16 protein-coding genes are annotated in these 14,748 nt (G+C 71.7%); 12 read left to right on the forward strand and 4 right to left on the reverse strand.

Features of this window, described 5'->3' with window-relative positions; genetic code table 11:
* Positions 1 to 44: 44 nt before the first annotated feature.
* The 9 genes from C229_RS0121450 (at position 45) to C229_RS0121490 (ending at position 7,399) form a co-directional block, all read left to right on the forward strand.
* A complete protein-coding gene (locus tag C229_RS0121450) occupies positions 45 to 440 on the forward strand; it encodes an ectoine synthase (protein WP_018657163.1) in 396 nt (131 codons plus the stop codon).
* A complete protein-coding gene (thpD, locus tag C229_RS0121455) occupies positions 437 to 1,342 on the forward strand; it encodes an ectoine hydroxylase (RefSeq protein ID WP_018657164.1) in 906 nt (301 codons plus the stop codon). Before C229_RS0121450 ends, thpD begins: the two co-directional genes overlap by 4 nt.
* Before the next feature lie 105 nt (positions 1,343 to 1,447).
* A complete protein-coding gene (ehuB, locus tag C229_RS0121460) occupies positions 1,448 to 2,341 on the forward strand; it encodes an ectoine/hydroxyectoine ABC transporter substrate-binding protein EhuB (protein ID WP_018657165.1) in 894 nt (297 codons plus the stop codon).
* 6 nt (positions 2,342 to 2,347) lie between these two features.
* On the forward strand, positions 2,348 to 3,067 hold the full coding sequence (gene ehuC / locus C229_RS0121465; RefSeq protein WP_018657166.1) for an ectoine/hydroxyectoine ABC transporter permease subunit EhuC: 720 nt from the start codon (positions 2,348 to 2,350) through the stop codon (positions 3,065 to 3,067).
* A complete protein-coding gene (gene ehuD, locus C229_RS0121470) occupies positions 3,067 to 3,720 on the forward strand; it encodes an ectoine/hydroxyectoine ABC transporter permease subunit EhuD (protein WP_018657167.1) in 654 nt (217 codons plus the stop codon). Before ehuC ends, ehuD begins: the two co-directional genes overlap by 1 nt.
* The gene (gene ehuA, locus C229_RS0121475; RefSeq protein ID WP_018657168.1) at positions 3,707 to 4,549 is read left to right on the forward strand and encodes an ectoine/hydroxyectoine ABC transporter ATP-binding protein EhuA; all 843 of its coding nucleotides are present in this window, start codon (positions 3,707 to 3,709) and stop codon (positions 4,547 to 4,549) included. Before ehuD ends, ehuA begins: the two co-directional genes overlap by 14 nt.
* Positions 4,550 to 4,670: 121 nt before the next feature.
* Positions 4,671 to 5,831: a thiolase family protein gene (locus C229_RS0121480; protein WP_018657169.1), complete on the forward strand. Its 1,161-nt coding sequence runs from the start codon at positions 4,671 to 4,673 to the stop codon at positions 5,829 to 5,831.
* Between the two features lie 2 nt (positions 5,832 to 5,833).
* Entirely contained in the window at positions 5,834 to 6,241 is a 408-nt protein-coding gene (locus C229_RS31375) for a Zn-ribbon domain-containing OB-fold protein (RefSeq protein WP_018657170.1), read from the forward strand.
* 9 nt (positions 6,242 to 6,250) lie between these two features.
* On the forward strand, positions 6,251 to 7,399 hold the full coding sequence (locus C229_RS0121490; protein ID WP_018657171.1) for a nitronate monooxygenase: 1,149 nt from the start codon (positions 6,251 to 6,253) through the stop codon (positions 7,397 to 7,399).
* Positions 7,400 to 7,657: 258 nt separating this feature from the next.
* Here the strand turns inward: C229_RS0121490 and C229_RS0121495 are convergent, their stop codons facing one another.
* A complete protein-coding gene (locus tag C229_RS0121495; protein ID WP_018657172.1) occupies positions 7,658 to 8,746 on the reverse strand; it encodes an SGNH/GDSL hydrolase family protein in 1,089 nt (362 codons plus the stop codon).
* Positions 8,747 to 8,974: 228 nt separating this feature from the next.
* Here C229_RS0121495 and C229_RS0121500 point away from each other — a divergent pair, with 228 nt between their 5' ends.
* On the forward strand, positions 8,975 to 9,184 hold the full coding sequence (locus C229_RS0121500) for a hypothetical protein (protein ID WP_018657173.1): 210 nt from the start codon (positions 8,975 to 8,977) through the stop codon (positions 9,182 to 9,184).
* Here the strand turns inward: C229_RS0121500 and C229_RS0121505 are convergent.
* Positions 9,162 to 9,716, reverse strand: a complete 555-nt coding sequence (locus C229_RS0121505; RefSeq protein WP_018657174.1) for a GNAT family N-acetyltransferase — start codon at positions 9,714 to 9,716, stop codon at positions 9,162 to 9,164. The genes C229_RS0121500 and C229_RS0121505 overlap by 23 nt on opposite strands.
* Before the next feature lie 14 nt (positions 9,717 to 9,730).
* Between C229_RS0121505 and C229_RS0121510 the strand changes: the two genes are divergently transcribed.
* Both C229_RS0121510 and C229_RS0121515 read left to right on the forward strand, forming a co-directional pair.
* On the forward strand, positions 9,731 to 10,336 hold the full coding sequence (locus C229_RS0121510) for a class I SAM-dependent methyltransferase (protein WP_018657175.1): 606 nt from the start codon (positions 9,731 to 9,733) through the stop codon (positions 10,334 to 10,336).
* 326 nt (positions 10,337 to 10,662) lie between these two features.
* A complete protein-coding gene (locus tag C229_RS0121515; RefSeq protein ID WP_018657176.1) occupies positions 10,663 to 11,226 on the forward strand; it encodes a dihydrofolate reductase family protein in 564 nt (187 codons plus the stop codon).
* Between the two features lie 31 nt (positions 11,227 to 11,257).
* Here C229_RS0121515 and uvrB read toward each other — a convergent pair whose 3' ends face one another.
* Together uvrB and C229_RS0121525 are read right to left on the reverse strand one after the other, a co-directional pair.
* Positions 11,258 to 13,375 (reverse strand): excinuclease ABC subunit UvrB, encoded by a 2,118-nt coding sequence (uvrB, locus tag C229_RS0121520; protein ID WP_018657177.1) that lies wholly within the window; start codon positions 13,373 to 13,375, stop codon positions 11,258 to 11,260.
* A 94-nt stretch (positions 13,376 to 13,469) separates the two neighbouring features.
* Positions 13,470 to 14,621, reverse strand: a complete 1,152-nt coding sequence (locus C229_RS0121525) for a sensor histidine kinase (protein ID WP_018657178.1) — start codon at positions 14,619 to 14,621, stop codon at positions 13,470 to 13,472.
* Positions 14,622 to 14,748: the final 127 nt, after the last annotated feature.

Raw genomic sequence — 14,748 nt, forward strand, 5'->3', positions numbered from 1 at the left:
CCGCCGCGCGACCCGGATCACGTGAAGACACGAGAGGAGACGCAATGATCGTCCGATCGCTCACCGACGTCCTCGGCACCGAGCGCGACATCAAGGCCGAGACCTGGACCAGCCGCCGGCTCGTGCTGGCCAAGGAGGGCGTGGGGTTCTCGCTGCACGACACCGTCCTGTACGCGGGGACGGAGACGAAGATGTGGTACGCGAACCACATCGAGGCCGTCTACTGCATCGAGGGCGAAGGCGAGCTGGTCAACGACGAGACCGGCGAGAAACACCGCATCGAGCCCGGCGTGATGTACCTGCTGGACGGGCATGAGCATCACACGCTCCGCGCGCACACCGACGTCCGCACCGTCTGCGTCTTCAACCCGCCCTGCACCGGGCGGGAGGTCCACGACGAGAACGGTGTCTACCCGCTGCTGACCGAGGAGGACGCATGAGCATCATCGATTCCCATCCGACGCTCGACGACGCCTACCCGACCCGCAAGAGCGGCGAGGCGGCCCTGCTCTACCGCCAGGACCCGGTCGTGTACGGCCGCGCCGAGGACGGCCAGATCGACGCCGAGACCCTCGCCGGGTACGAGGCCAACGGCTACCTGAACGTGCAGCGGCTGCTGGAGCCCGGCGAGGTCGACGTCTACCGGGCCGAGCTGGACCGGCTGGCGGGCGACGAGACGATCCTCGCCGACGAGCGCACCGTCACCGAGCGCGGCACCCGCGAGGTCCGGTCGATCTTCGAGGTCCACAAGCTCAGCGATGTCTTCGCCCGGCTGGTCCGCGACCCCCGCGTCGTCGGCCGCGCCCGGCAGATTCTCGGTTCGGATGTTTACGTCCACCAGAGCCGGGTGAACTACAAGCCAGGCTTCAAGGGCAAGGACTTCTACTGGCACTCCGACTTCGAGACGTGGCATGCCGAGGACGGCATGCCCCGTATGCGTGCCGTCAGCATCTCCATCGCCCTCACCGAGAACTTCGTGCACAACGGCGGTCTGATGATCATGCCGGGGTCGCACAAGACCTTCGTGTCCTGCGTGGGCGAGACCCCCGCCGACCACTACAAGGAGTCCCTGGTGGGGCAGGAGGTCGGGACGCCCGACCCCAACAGCCTGTCCATCCTGGCCGACAAGCACGGCATCGAGCTGTTCACCGGGCCCGCGGGTTCGGCCACGATGTTCGACTGCAACTGCATGCACGGCTCGAACGGGAACATCACGCCGTTCCCGCGCTCGAACGTGTTCATCGTGTTCAACAGCGTCGAGAACACCTGCGTGAAGCCGTTCTCGGCGCCGTCGCCCCGGCCGTCGTTCATCGGCGCCCGCGACTTCACCCCGGTCGCCTAGCGACGACGACCCTTCCACACCCACCCTGACCGCGCGATCCGCGCCCGCCCACGCCGCCGATTCCCGGCGCGGGCGGGCGCGGAGTCACACCACAGGAGATCAACGATGACTTCCTCGAGACGCCAGTTCCTGCGGACGGCGGCGCTGCTCGGCGCCGCCGTGCCCCTCGGCGCGGCGGCGTGTTCCACCACCGACCCCGAGGCGGAACGGTCCGGGGGCGGCAGCCTGGCCAAGGCACGCAAGGACGGCAAGATCCGCATCGGCTTCGCGAACGAGTCGCCGTACGGCTTCACCGACTCGTCCGGCAAGCTCACCGGCGAGGCCCCCGAGCTCGCCCGGGTGATCTTCAAGGAGCTGGGCGTCAAGGAGGTCGAGGGCGTCCAGGTCGACTTCGGCGGGCTGGTCGGCGGTCTCAAGGCCAGCCGGTTCGACCTCGTCGCCGCCGGCATGTTCATCACGCCGGAACGCTGCGCCGAGGTCGCGTTCTCCGACCCCGAGTACGTCGCCAAGAGCGCGTTCATGGTGCCGCGCGGCAACCCCAAGGGCCTCACCAAGGCCACCGACCCGGGCGAGAAGAAGGCCAAGGTCGGCGTGCTGACCGGCGCCGTCGAGGGCGGCTACGCCGAGAAGCTCGGCGTCAGCAAGGGGAACATCAGCACGTTCTCCGACCAGGCCAGCGCCTACGAGGGGCTGAAGGCCGGGCGCATCGACGCGATCTGGCTGACGCGCATCTCCCTCGCCGACGTCATGTCCAAGCACGAGGGCGAGCCGTTCGAGGTCACCGACGCGTTCGTGCCGGTCATCGACGGCAAGGAGCAGCTCGGCGCCGGGGCGTTCGCGTTCCGCAAGGCCGACACCGAGCTGCTGGAGGCGTTCAACGGCAAGCTCACCGAGCTGAAGCAGGGCAACCGGCTGCTGCCGATCCTCCAGCCGTTCGGCTTCACCCAGGCCGACATGCCCACCGGCGAGGACACCGCGGCGAAGTTCTGCGCGGGCTGATCCCCCGTGACCGACGTTCTCGACAGCTACCGGCTGCTGCTCCAGGGTGCCTGGATCACCGTGCAGCTGACGGTGCTCGGCAGCGCGCTCGCGCTGGTGCTCGCCCTGGTCTTCGGACTGGCGGGCACCAGCGCGCGCGTGTGGGTCCGGGCGCTCAACCGCGTGTACGTGGAGTTCTTCCGCGGTACCGCGACGCTCGTCCTGATGTACTGGTTCTTCTACGCGCTGCCGCTGGTCGGCTTCCGCTTCACGCCGATGGCCGCCGCCGTCCTGTCGCTCGGGCTGAACATCGGCGCGTACGGCGCCGAGGTGGTGCGCGGCTCGCTGAACGCCGTCCCGAAGGCGCAGTACGAGGCGACGGTCGCGCTGAACTTCTCGCCGTTCCAGCGGATGCGGCGGGTGCTGCTGCCGCAGGCCGTGGCGCTGATGCTGCCGCCGTTCGGCAACCTGCTCATCGAGCTGATGAAGGGCACCGCGATCGTCTCGCTGATCACCATCGGTGACCTGACGTTCCGGGCGCAGCAGATCCGCGGCGCGACCGGCGAGACGCTCTGGACGTTCGTCGCGATCCTCGTCCTGTACTTCGTCATCGCGCAGGTGCTCCAGCTCGGCGTCCGGTTCGCCGAACGCCGCGTCGACCGGATGCTCGGCCGCGGCCCGGCGCCCAAGGACGACCCGGGCGCGGTCGTCGCCGCCGGCGCCTCGGGCACGGGGGTGAACCCCTGATGGAATGGGACTGGACCTACACCGGGGAGATCCTTCCCGACCTGCTGAACGGCCTGCGCGTCACCGTCACCGCGACGATCGCCGGGTACGCCATCGCGCTCGTGCTCGGCCTGGTGTGGACGCTGCTGCGCCGCACCCCGAGCCGGATCGTCAACCAGACCGTCCGCTGGGTGACCGAGTTCATCCGCTCGACGCCGCTGCTGGTGCAGCTCTTCTTCATCTACTACGTCATGCCGACGTTCGGGGTGACGCTCGGACCGCTCGTGGCGGGCATCATCGGCCTCGGCCTGCACTACTCGACCTACACGGCCGAGGTGTACCGGGCCGGGATCGCCGACGTCCCCAAGGGGCAGTGGGAGGCGTGCACCGCGCTGAACCTGCCGCGGTCGCGGACGTGGCTGGACGTGATCCTGCCGCAGGCGATCCGCCGGGTCGTGCCGACGCTCGGCAACTACCTCATCGCGATGTTCAAGGACTCGCCGCTGCTGCTGGCGATCAACGTGCTGGAACTGCTCGGCACCGCCTACCAGATCGGTGCCCAGACGCTGAAGTTCCTGGAGCCGATCACCGTCGTCGGCCTGCTGTTCGTGGCGGTCAGCGTCGTTTCCTCGATCCTCGTCCGCCGCCTGGAGAAGCGCTATGCCACCTACTGAACCCACTGACACCCCGTCGCCGTCCAAGGCCGGCGACGCCGTCCCGCGCGTCAGCGACGCACCGGGCATCCGCTTCGAGAAGGTGGTGAAGCGGTTCGGGAGCAACGTGGTGCTGCGCGAGCTGGACTTCACCGTCGCGCCCGGCGAGCGGGTGACGCTGATCGGGCCGTCGGGCTCGGGCAAGACGACGATCCTGCGGCTGCTGATGACGCTGGAGAAGCTCGACGACGGCGTCATCTGGATCGGCGACCGTCCGCTGTGGCACCAGGACAAGGGCGACGGGAAGCTCGTCCCGGCCGGGCAGAAGCACCTGCACGAGATGCGCAAGCAGGTCGGGATGGTGTTCCAGCAGTTCAACCTGTTCCCGAACATGAACGTGCGCCGCAACCTCACCGAGGGCCCGGTGCGCGTGCTCGGCCTGTCCAAGGACGAGGCGAACGCGCGGGCGCAGGAGCTGCTGGAGCTGGTCGGCCTCTCCGACAAGATCGACGACCATCCGGCTCGTCTGTCGGGCGGCCAGCAGCAGCGCGTGGCGATCGCCCGCGCGCTGGCGATGCGGCCCAAGGTGCTGCTGCTGGACGAGGTCACCTCGGCCCTGGACCCCGAGCTGGTCGTCGGCGTCCAGGACCTCCTGCGCGACATCGCCCGCCAGACCGACGTGACCCTGCTCTGCGTCACCCACGAGATGCACTTCGCCCGCGACATCTCCGACCGCGTCCTGATGTTCGACCAGGGCCAGATCGTCGAGGAGGGCCCGCCCGAGCAGATCTTCGGCTCCCCCTCCGAACAGCGCACCCGCGACTTCCTCCAGGCCGTCCTGGCCACCTGAGCCGCGGCGTTCCGGCCGTGTCCCGTTCCCGGGGCACGGCCGTTCCGCGTCCCCGCCCGCTCACGGCCGAACGTCATTCGGTACGGTGGCCGGGATCGGATCATCTGCGGGAGGCGGGACGATGAGCGCGGCCATCGCGGGGCTCGGGATCACCGAGCTGGGCAAGGTCTACGGGCGCAGTCCGCGGCGGTTCGCCGCCGACGCGGTGCGGCTCGCCGCCGACGACGCCGGGCTCCGCCTGGACGAACTGGACGGCCTGCTCGTCAGCCACGGCCTCGGCGGATCGCCCGGCATCGAGCTGGCCGAGACGCTCGGGCTGCGCGACCTGCGGCTGCTCACCGCCATGAACGCCTTCGGCGCCACCGCCGGAGCGATGATCTCCTACGCGGCGCAGTCGATCGCGTCCGGCGCGGCCACCGCCGTCGCCTGCGTGTTCTCCGACGCGCCGCTTCAGCCGCGCCAGTCGTCCGGCTCGGCCTACCACCGCGACGCCCGCGAGTGGTACGGCTTCGGCGGCATGACGGCCGCGCTCGGGCTGCGCAGCGTCAACGCCTTCTACGCGCTCGCCGCGCAACGCCACATGGCCCGCTACGGCACCACGAGCGAGCAGCTCGGCGCCATCGCCGTCAGCACGCGGCAGTGGGCCTCGCGCAACCCCCTCGCCCAGATGCGCGACCCGATCACGCTGGACGACCACCAGAACTCCCGCTGGGTCGCCGAACCCCTGCACCTGCTCGACTGCTGCCTGGTCTCCAACGGCGCCGTCGCCGTCGTCGTCACGAGCGCCGACCGCGCCGCCGCCCTGGCGCAGCCCCCCGTGCACGTCTGGGGCTGGGGGCAGGGACATCCCGGGCACCGCAAGGAGCGCGGCAGCGCCTTCGGGCTCAGCACCGGCGCCGCGATCTCCGGGCCCGCCGCGATGAAGATGGCCGGGGTCACCGTCGCCGACATCGACGTCTGCCAGCTCTACGACTGCTACACCTACACCGTCCTGGTGTCCCTGGAGGACTACGGGTTCTGCGGCAAGGGCGAGGGCGGCGCGTTCGCGGCGTCCGGCGCCCTGGCGCCCGGTGGCGCGCTGCCCACCAACACCGGCGGCGGGCAGCTCTCCGGCTACTACATGTGGGGCATGACGCCGCTGTCGGAGGCGGTGATCCAGGCGCGCGGCCACGGCGGCGACCGCCAGGTGGACCGGCGCGACGTGCTGCTCGTCAGCGGCAACGGCGGCATCCTCGACCACCACTCGACACTGATCGTCAGCCCCCACCGCAAGGGAGCCTGAGCATGGACATCGGCATCCTGCGCCGCGACGGCCGCACCGACGCCTTCTTCGACGGCACCGCCGCCGAACGCCTGATGATCCGGCACTGCGCCGAGTGCGACGTCCATCTGGCGCCCGACGCGACGTCGTGCCCCGGCTGCGGCGACGAGGACCCCGGCTGGGCGCGGGCGTCCGGCGACGCCTCGCTGGTGAGCTGGACGGTCACGCACGGCCGCCCGGCCGAGGACGGGACCGTCCCCGAACCGGCCCTGCTCGCCCTGGTCGAGCTGGACGAGGGGCCGTGGCTGTACACGCGGCTGGCCGTCGCCCGCGCCGCGCTGCGCGAGGGCCTGCCGCTCACGGCGGCCTACGTCCATCCGGACGAGGGCGAGTCGTACCTGCTGTTTACCGAACGGGGTTCGGTCGGCTAGCGTCAGCGCATGCTTACCGACGTGTGCGCCCGGTTCGGCATCGAGTTCCCGCTGCTGGCGTTCAGCCACTGCCGCGACGTCGTCGCCGCCGTCACCAACGCCGGGGGCCTCGGCGTCCTCGGCGCCGTCGCCTACACCCCCGAACGGCTCGACGAGGAACTGCGCTGGATCGACGACCACGTCGGCGGTCGCCCCTACGGCGTGGACGTCCTCGTCCCGGCGAAGATCGACGAGTCGGCGCGCCGCGCCGGACGCGGCGACGGCGGCCTGGACACCATGCTCGCCGCCGTCCCGCCCGAGCACTGGACGTTCCTGCACGACCTGTTCGCCAAGTACGACGTGCCGCTGCCCGACCTCGACCGCGCCCGCCGCAGCGCCACGCGCGGCGCGGGCACCCAGGTCACGCCCGAGGGCGCCACCGCCCTCATCGACGTGTCGCTCGCCCACCCCATCGCGCTCATCGCCAACGCGCTCGGCACCCCTCCCCCGGCCATGATCGACCGCGCCCGCGCGGCGGGCGTCCCCGTCGCCGCGCTCGTCGGCACCGCCGAGCACGCCCGCCGCCAGGTCGCCGCGGGCGTCGACTTCATCGTCGCCCAGGGCGGCGAGGCGGGCGGGCACACCGGGGAGATCTCCACGCTCGTCCTGGTGCCCGAGGTCGTGGACGCCGTCGCGCCCGTGCCCGTCCTGGCCGCGGGCGGCATCGCGTCCGGGCGGCAGATGGCCGCCGCGCTCGCGCTCGGCGCGTCCGGCGTCTGGTGCGGCTCGGTCTGGCTGACCACCGAGGAGGCCGAGACGCCGCCCGCCGTGAAGGAGAAGCTGCTCGCGGCGACGTCGCGCGACACCGTCCGCTCCCGGTCCCGCACAGGCAAGCCCGCCCGGCAGCTCCGCTCCGCGTGGACCGACGCGTGGGAGGAACCCGACAGCCCGGCCCCGCTCGGCATGCCGCTCCAGATGATCGTCGCCGAGGGCGCCCTCCGCCACATCGACAAGATCGCCGAAACCGGCCACCCCGGCGCCCGCGCCCTCGCCAACTACTTCGTCGGCCAGTGCGTGGGCCAGCTCAACACGATCAAACCCACCCGCCAGGTCGTCTACGACATGATCGAAGAGTTCGCCGCCGCGGTAGACCGCCTCAACACCATCACCTCAACCTGAACCCCCTCAACCCACGACGCCCGCAGAAACCAGCCCAGCCCCCTCCCGGTCTGGCTCCCCGCATCCGCTCCGCCAACCCGGCCACGCGTGCAGGAACCGGCTTAGATCCCTCCCGACCCAGCCCCGAGCCCTCTCCATCGACCCGGCCACGCGCGCAAAGAACGACCCAGGCCCCCGGTCCCCGCGTCCGTCCGTCAGCCCGCCAAGCGTGCTGGAACTGGCCCAGGCTCCTCCCAGTCCCGCCCTCGGCGTCCGTCGTCAGGCTCGGGGGGCGTGTAGGGGGCGGTTCGGGCCGCTTCTGATCTGGTCGGTGAAGAGGCGGGCCAGGGCCTCGTGGCCGCGGGCCGTCGGGTGGAAGCTGCGGGGTTCGGCCTCCAGGGCGCCGAGGTCGACCGACAGGCCGTTCATGTACGGGTCGGCGCTGCCGGCCTCGTGACCGGCGAACGCGCTGTAGGCGTCGGCGAACTCGACGCTGCCGGGGCGGCCCGCCGCGTCCAGGCGCTCGTCGGCCTCGGCCGCCGCGAGCCGGATCAGCTCGTTGAGGTCGTGCGCGCGGGCGTTCAGCCAGCGCTGCTCGACGACCGTGAGGTTGTCGCCCGCCGTGCCCGCCAACTCGGAGAACGCGCGCGGATACCCCATGACGAGAACCCGCGCGTTCGGCGCGGCGGCGGTGATCCGGTCGAGGACGGTGGGCAGCGCGACCCGCAACTCCGCCATCCTGCCCGCGATCTCCGGCCCCTGCCCGGTGCACTTTCCGCTCCAGGGCAGCTTGACCACGCAGTTCGCGATGATCTTCGAGAAGCCGACGTCGTTCCCGCCGACGCTCAGCGTCACCAGGCTCGTGCCGGGGCCGAGCCGTCCGACCTGGGACGGCTCGCCGGACTTGCCGTTGAGGACGTGCCGCGTCGTGGCGCCCGAGCACGCGAAGTGCCCCGACTCGGCAAACGGGAACGCCGCCGCGACGGCGTGGAAGTACGCCTTGGAGGTACGGCGGCAGCGCTCCAGGGGGTTGCGGTCGGCCAGGCCGCCCTCCGCGCCGACGCCGGAGGAGTAGGAGTCACCGAGGGCAGCGTAGGCACCGGCGGTGGCGGCCTCGACCGGCGTGCGCGTCCCGTCACCGACGCGCTCGGGATCGGCGGGGGCGGCGGCGAGCGGGCTGCGACACCCCACGTCGAACAACTCGCAGCGGACGGCGGGGAAGGCCACGAGCGGGACGGTGGCGACCGCGAGCAGCGCGACCAGCGTGATCGCCGCGAGCCTGCGCTGACCCACGCGCGCGCCCAGCCGCGCCTGCGCGACGTCCAGCCGCGCGCGGGCGCGCCGCAGGCGCTCCCCCGGTCGTGTCATCGGTCCTCCCCAGGGCATGACGTGCGAGCCGCGCCCCGGGTTCCCGCCTTTACATTGTAGATTACGAAAGGGTGACGAATCGAGCAAGACCGGACCCCGACTCCGCCCTGCGCGGCGTCATAGAGGATGGTTGAATGCGGATTGCCCGGGAAAAGTCGGCTAGGAGTGAGACATACGCACTTGACCGCTCGACGTCGACCGCCCCCGCTCCCGAAAGGATCGACGTTCATGGACGAAGCCAACGAGGTCCTGTTCGACCCCGCAGGGCTCAACCGTGCCCAGCGCGCCGGCCGCGCGTGCGTCGTCTGCGGCAAGCGCTGGCCCGCACCGCAGGTCCGCGTCGGCCGGGTGGCCGGCGGCGAAGGCGTCTACGCCTGCGTCGACGACGCGCCCGCTCTGCACCGCACTCCCGCGTTCAGCGGCACGCCCGCGCCATGACGACCCGGCGGCCGAGGTCGCCCAGCCCCGCCGCGACCTCGGCGGCCCAGTGCGCGCGCAGGCCCGCGCCCCACTGAGCCTGCGGCAGCTCGGCGAAGCCGTGCCGGGCGTACCACGGTGCGTTCCACGGCACGTCACGGAACGTGAGCAGGGACACGCGCGCGGCGCCGGACCGCTCCGCCTCCGCGACGACGGCGCGCAGCAACCGGGTGCCGGTCCCCCGCCGGATCGCGTCCGCGTGGACGGCGATCTGCTCCAGGTGCACCCCGCCGTCCAGCGGGACCGTCCCGGCGAACCCGGCCGGTGGGCGGCCCGCCACCAGAATCCGCGCCCCGGTGCCGATCAGTTCCTCGATGACGAGCGGTCCGGGCGGGAACGTGATGCCGAGCGGCGCGAACAGCGCGTCGGCCGACCGCTCGATCCCCGGCAGCACCGCCAGGTCGTCTTCCTCCGCCGCGCGCACGGCGTCGTCGTCCATGCGGCGATCGTAGGTCGGCGCGGACGGCGCCGCGACGCCGTTGCCGATCCGCACGGTACGTTCCTGCGATGCGCGAGCCGTGGAACCACAACGTGCACTACCACCCGCTGATCCTGCGCGCCGTCCCGCCGGGCTGCGGCGCGGCCCTGGACGTCGGCTCTGGCGACGGCCGCCTGGCCCGCGCCCTGGCGGCCCGCGCCACGTCGGTGACCGGAGTGGACCGTTCCCCCGCGATGATCGCGGCGGCTCGCGCGGCGTCGGCGGACGTGCCGAACGTCCGTTTCGCCCAGGCGGACGTCCTCACGCCCGGCGCGCTGCCCGCCGCGTCGTTCGGCTTCGTCTCGGCGGTGGCGGTCCTGCACCATCTGGACATGGACGTTGCGCTCCCCGCCCTCGCGCGGCTGGTGGCCCCGGGCGGCATCCTGTACGTCCTCGGCCTGGCCCGCGACCGCTCCCCCGCCGACCGGCTCCGCTCCGCCGCCGCCGTCCCCGCCGCGCAGGCCCTCCGCCTCCGCCACGGCGGCAAGACCGACCCGGCCGCCATGCCCGTGCGGAACCCAGAGATCACCTGGTCACAGGTACGGACGACGGCCCGCACGCACCTGCCCGGCGCCACCTACACCCGCCACCTCCTATGGCGCTACTCCCTGGTCTGGCACAACCCCGCGCCCTGACATCGCGCATCCACCCCTACCGGACGATGTGCCCGCGTCTCCACGCCGCGGGCCGTCTGGGCGTTCCGTCCGACATCGCGCATCCCCCTACCGGACGATGCGCCCGCGTCTCCACACTGCGGGCCGTCTGGGCGTTCCATCCGACATCGCGCATCCACGCCTACCGGAGGATGTGCCGCCCCTGCCGCTGGGCCGGGAAGGCTCCGCCGTGGACCCCGGAGCCGGTGATCTCGCGGCAGTGCCGGTACCGCGGTGTGGTCCGGCCGATGACTTTTCGTGCCGTGCCGGTCCCTACTTCGGGTACCGACACACGGGAGGCTGGCGCCATGGGGAAACTGACCTTCGCGATGAACGTGAGCCTGGACGGCTACGTCGCCGCGCCCGGCGACGACCTCGGCTGGGGCGTGCCGAGCGACGAGCTGTTCCAGTGGTGGTCCGACCGGGTGGCGGCGACCGGCCTGGCCCTGTACGGGCGCGGGCTGTGGGAGACGATGAGCTCCCACTGGCCGACCGCCGACCGGCGGCCGGGCGCCACCCCGGCGGAGATCGAGTACGCCCGCCGCTGGCGGGACATGCCGAAGGCGGTGTTCTCCTCCACGCACCGCGAGGTCGCCGGGAACGCCCGCCTGGTCACCGGCGACGCGGTCACCGAGATCGCCCGGCTGAAGGCCGACGACGACGGCCCCCTGGACATCGGCGGCGCCACCTTCGCCGCCTCGGCAATGCGAGCCGGACTGATCGACGAGTACGTCCTTGTCACCGCACCGGTCCTGGTGGGCGGAGGCACACCGTTCTTCACCACACTGGAAACCTGGGTGAACCTGACACTGACCGAGACCCGCACCTTCCCCGGCGGCGTACTCCTGACCAGGTACGAGACCACGCGCTGACGTCTGTCACGGTGTCGGCGGGGCGTCGAGGTCAGCTCACGCCGGCCTCCTTCATTTCGCGGAGCTCGCGCTTGAGTTCCTTGATCTCGTCGCGGAGGCGGGCGGCGAGTTCGAACTGGAGGTCGGTGGCGGCCTGGTGCATCTGCTGGGTCATCTGCTCGATCAGCGACTCCAGTTCCTCGCGGGGACGTTCACCGACCAGGTCGGCGGCGTGCCGGCCCGCCTCGCGGGAACGGGACGCCAGCCCCGGGACGGGGGCCTTGCCCCGGCTCTGCTGGCGCCCGCCGCCGCCGATGAGGGTGGCGGTGTCGGCGTCCTCGCGGACGAGGGAGTCGAGGATGTCCGCGATGCGCTTGCGCAGCGCGCGCGGCTCGATGCCGTGCTCGGTGTTGTACGCCTGCTGCTTGGCACGCCGCCGGTCGGTCTCCTCGATGGCGCGCTGCATCGACGGCGTGACCTTGTCGGCGTACATGTGCACCTGCCCGGACACGTTGCGGGCGGCGCGGCCGATCGTCTGGATCAGCGACGTCTCCGACCGCAGGAAGCCCTCCTTGTCGGCGTCGAGGATCGCCACCAGCGACACCTCGGGCAGGTCGAGACCCTCGCGCAGCAGGTTGATGCCGACGAGCACGTCGTACTCGCCCGCGCGCAGCTCGCGCAGCAGCTCGATGCGGCGCAGCGTGTCGACCTCGCTGTGCAGGTACCGGACGCGGATGCCCAGCTCCAGCAGGTAGTCGGTGAGGTCCTCCGACATCTTCTTGGTCAGCGTGGTGACGAGGACGCGTTCGTCCTTCTCGGTGCGCTCGCGGATCTCGTGCACGAGGTCGTCGATCTGGCCCTTGGTGGGTTTGACGACGATCTCGGGGTCGATGAGCCCGGTCGGCCGGATGACCTGCTCGACGACGTCGCCCTTGACCCGGTTCATCTCGTACGGGCCGGGCGTCGCCGACAGGTAGACGGTCTGCCCGATGCGCTCCAGGAACTCCTCCCACTTGAGCGGGCGGTTGTCCATCGCGGACGGCAGCCGGAACCCGTGGTCGACGAGCATCCGCTTGCGGGACGCGTCGCCCTCGTACATCGCGCCGATCTGCGGGACGGTCTGGTGCGACTCGTCGATCACCAGGACGAAGTCCTCGGGGAAGAAGTCGAGCAGCGTGTTGGGCGCCGATCCGGCCGGGCGGCCGTCGATGTGCCGGGAGTAGTTCTCGATGCCGGACGCGGTGCCGACCTGCCGCATCATCTCGATGTCGTAGGTGGTGCGCATCCGCAGCCGCTGCGCCTCCAGCAGCTTGTTCTGCCGCTCCATGGCGGCCAGCGTCTCCTCCAGCTCGGCCTCGATGCCGCGGATGGCCCGCTCCATCCGCTCCGGCCCGGCGACGTAGTGGGACGCGGGGAACACGTACAGCTCGGAATCCTCGGAGAGGACCTCGCCCGTTAGCGGGTGCAGCGTGGCGAGCTTCTCGATCTCGTCGCCGAACATCTCGATCCGGACGGCCAGTTCCTCGTACTGCGGGATGATCTCGATCGTGTCGCCCCGGACCCGGAACGTGCCGCGCGTGAACGCCAGGTCGTTGCGGGAGTACTGCATGCCGACGAGCTGCCGGAGCAGGTCGTCGCGCTCGATCTCCTGCCCGACGCGCAGCTTGACCATGCGGTCGACGTACTCCTGCGGGGTGCCCAGGCCGTAGATGCACGAGACCGACGCCACGACGACGGTGTCGCGCCGGGTGAGCAGCGAGTTGGTGGCCGAGTGCCGCAGCCGGTCGACCTCGTCGTTGATGGACGAGTCCTTCTCGATGTAGGTGTCGGTCTGCGGGATGTACGCCTCGGGCTGGTAGTAGTCGTAGTACGACACGAAGTACTCGACGGCGTTGTTCGGCAGCATCTCGCGCAGCTCGTTGGCGAACTGCGCGGCCAGCGTCTTGTTGGGCTGCATGACCAGCATCGGCCGTTGCAGCCGCTCGGCCAGCCAGGCGACGGTGGCGGTCTTGCCGGTGCCGGTGGCGCCGAGCAGCACGGAGTCCTTGTCGCCGCGCGTCAGCCGGTCGGTGAGCTGCTCGATCGCCTGCGGCTGGTCGCCCGAGGGCGTCATCTCCGTGACGACCTCGATGGGCGCCACCGTACGTTCCAGGTCTGTGATCGGCCGCATGCTCGTCCTCCCCGTCCGGAGCCGTGCGGCCCCCTGCTCCTCACACTGTAGGCAAGGGATACGACAATTCCTGCCGCCCGGTCATTCCCGCAGGTCAGGACGTGGGCAGCGGCAGCCGGGCCACGACCGTCCAGCCGCCGGAACCGTGCGGCTCGGCGACGAACCGGCCGCCGAGCGCGGTGACCCGCTCGTGCAGCCCGACCAGGCCGTTGCCGCCGCTCGGCAGCCGGTGCCCGGGGCCGTCCCGGCCGGGCTCGTTGACGACCTCGACCTCGACGGCCTCGGCCAGCATCCGCACCTCGACGCGGGTGCGGGCGTCCCCGGCGTGCTTGTGAACGTTCGTCAGCGCCTCCTGCACGACCCGGTACACGGCGCGGCCGACGGCGGGCGGCATCGGCCGCTCCCGGCCGCGCACCCGGAACCCGACGCGCAGCCCGGTGGCGCCGGACTGCTCGGCCAGCGCGCGCAGCTCGTCCAGCGTCACGACGGACGCGGCCACGGCCTCCTCGCCCTGCCGCAGCACGCCGACGACCTGGCGCAGTTCCTCCAGTGCCTGCCGGCCCATGTCGCCGATCACGGCGGCGGTCGCGGCGGCCTGCTCGGCGTCGCGGGACGCGATCGCGCGCAGTGCCCCGGCGTGCACGACCATGATGCTGACGCGGTTGGCGACGACGTCGTGCATCTCGCGGGCGATCCGGGTGCGTTCCTCGGCGCGGGCGCGTTCGGCGAGCAGCCCGAGTTCGCGTTCCAGCCGGGCGGCCCGTTCCTGGAGCGACAGCAGCAGTTGCTTGCGGGCGCCCATGTAGAGGCCGAGCACGACGGGCAGCGCGTTGAAGGCCAGCCCGAACATCGCCTGGGTGAGGAACGACTCGTCCCCGGCGGTGGGGCCGGGCAGCGCCAGGCCCGCGGCGAACCCGGCCACGGCGACGCAGGTGGTGACGCGGCGGGACGCGGAGTAGGCGCCGAGCGAGTACAGCACGATGAGCATCGCGAACCCGGCGCCGCCGGTGACCGTGCCGAAGGTGATCGTGAAGATCGCGAGCCCGACCGGGTAGCGCCGCCGGACGACCAGCGCCAGCGCGGTGATGATCCCGCACGCGGTGACGGCGGGCGCGGGCAGCCAGAAGTCGCGGTAACCGAAGTACAGCAGCGCGGCGTCGGCGAGGGCGAGCGCGCCCGCGAGGCTCACGTCCAGGGCCAGCGAGCGGGACGGCCGGCGGCGCGCGGACGTGCCGAGAGAGCGCACCGACGGTAGCCCTACCGTCCGGAGCGACGCCCGTGTCCCCCGTCCTGCCATGTCCGAAACCTTATAGCGTCGGTCAGGAAAACCCCGGTGGCCCCCGTGCGGCCCGCTGGTTACGATGACGGCGCCG

This window comes from Actinomadura flavalba DSM 45200, assembly GCF_000374305.1.
Classification (GTDB): domain Bacteria; phylum Actinomycetota; class Actinomycetes; order Streptosporangiales; family Streptosporangiaceae; genus Spirillospora; species Spirillospora flavalba.

What these genes read in the sequence shown, in the direction of transcription:
- ehuA (WP_018657168.1), top strand. Translation starts at nt 3,707, where the DNA reads ATGCCACCTACTGAACCCACTGACACCCCGTCGCCGTCCAAGGCCGGC.
- C229_RS0121510 (WP_018657175.1), top strand. Translation starts at nt 9,731, where the DNA reads ATGCGCGAGCCGTGGAACCACAACGTGCACTACCACCCGCTGATCCTG.
- thpD (WP_018657164.1), top strand. Translation starts at nt 437, where the DNA reads ATGAGCATCATCGATTCCCATCCGACGCTCGACGACGCCTACCCGACC.
- ehuD (WP_018657167.1), top strand. Translation starts at nt 3,067, where the DNA reads ATGGAATGGGACTGGACCTACACCGGGGAGATCCTTCCCGACCTGCTG.
- C229_RS0121515 (WP_018657176.1), top strand. Translation starts at nt 10,663, where the DNA reads ATGGGGAAACTGACCTTCGCGATGAACGTGAGCCTGGACGGCTACGTC.
- C229_RS0121495 (WP_018657172.1), bottom strand. Translation starts at nt 8,746, where the DNA reads ATGACACGACCGGGGGAGCGCCTGCGGCGCGCCCGCGCGCGGCTGGAC.
- C229_RS0121480 (WP_018657169.1), top strand. Translation starts at nt 4,671, where the DNA reads ATGAGCGCGGCCATCGCGGGGCTCGGGATCACCGAGCTGGGCAAGGTC.
- C229_RS0121490 (WP_018657171.1), top strand. Translation starts at nt 6,251, where the DNA reads ATGCTTACCGACGTGTGCGCCCGGTTCGGCATCGAGTTCCCGCTGCTG.
- C229_RS0121500 (WP_018657173.1), top strand. Translation starts at nt 8,975, where the DNA reads ATGGACGAAGCCAACGAGGTCCTGTTCGACCCCGCAGGGCTCAACCGT.
- C229_RS31375 (WP_018657170.1), top strand. Translation starts at nt 5,834, where the DNA reads ATGGACATCGGCATCCTGCGCCGCGACGGCCGCACCGACGCCTTCTTC.
- ehuB (WP_018657165.1), top strand. Translation starts at nt 1,448, where the DNA reads ATGACTTCCTCGAGACGCCAGTTCCTGCGGACGGCGGCGCTGCTCGGC.
- C229_RS0121450 (WP_018657163.1), top strand. Translation starts at nt 45, where the DNA reads ATGATCGTCCGATCGCTCACCGACGTCCTCGGCACCGAGCGCGACATC.
- uvrB (WP_018657177.1), bottom strand. Translation starts at nt 13,375, where the DNA reads ATGCGGCCGATCACAGACCTGGAACGTACGGTGGCGCCCATCGAGGTC.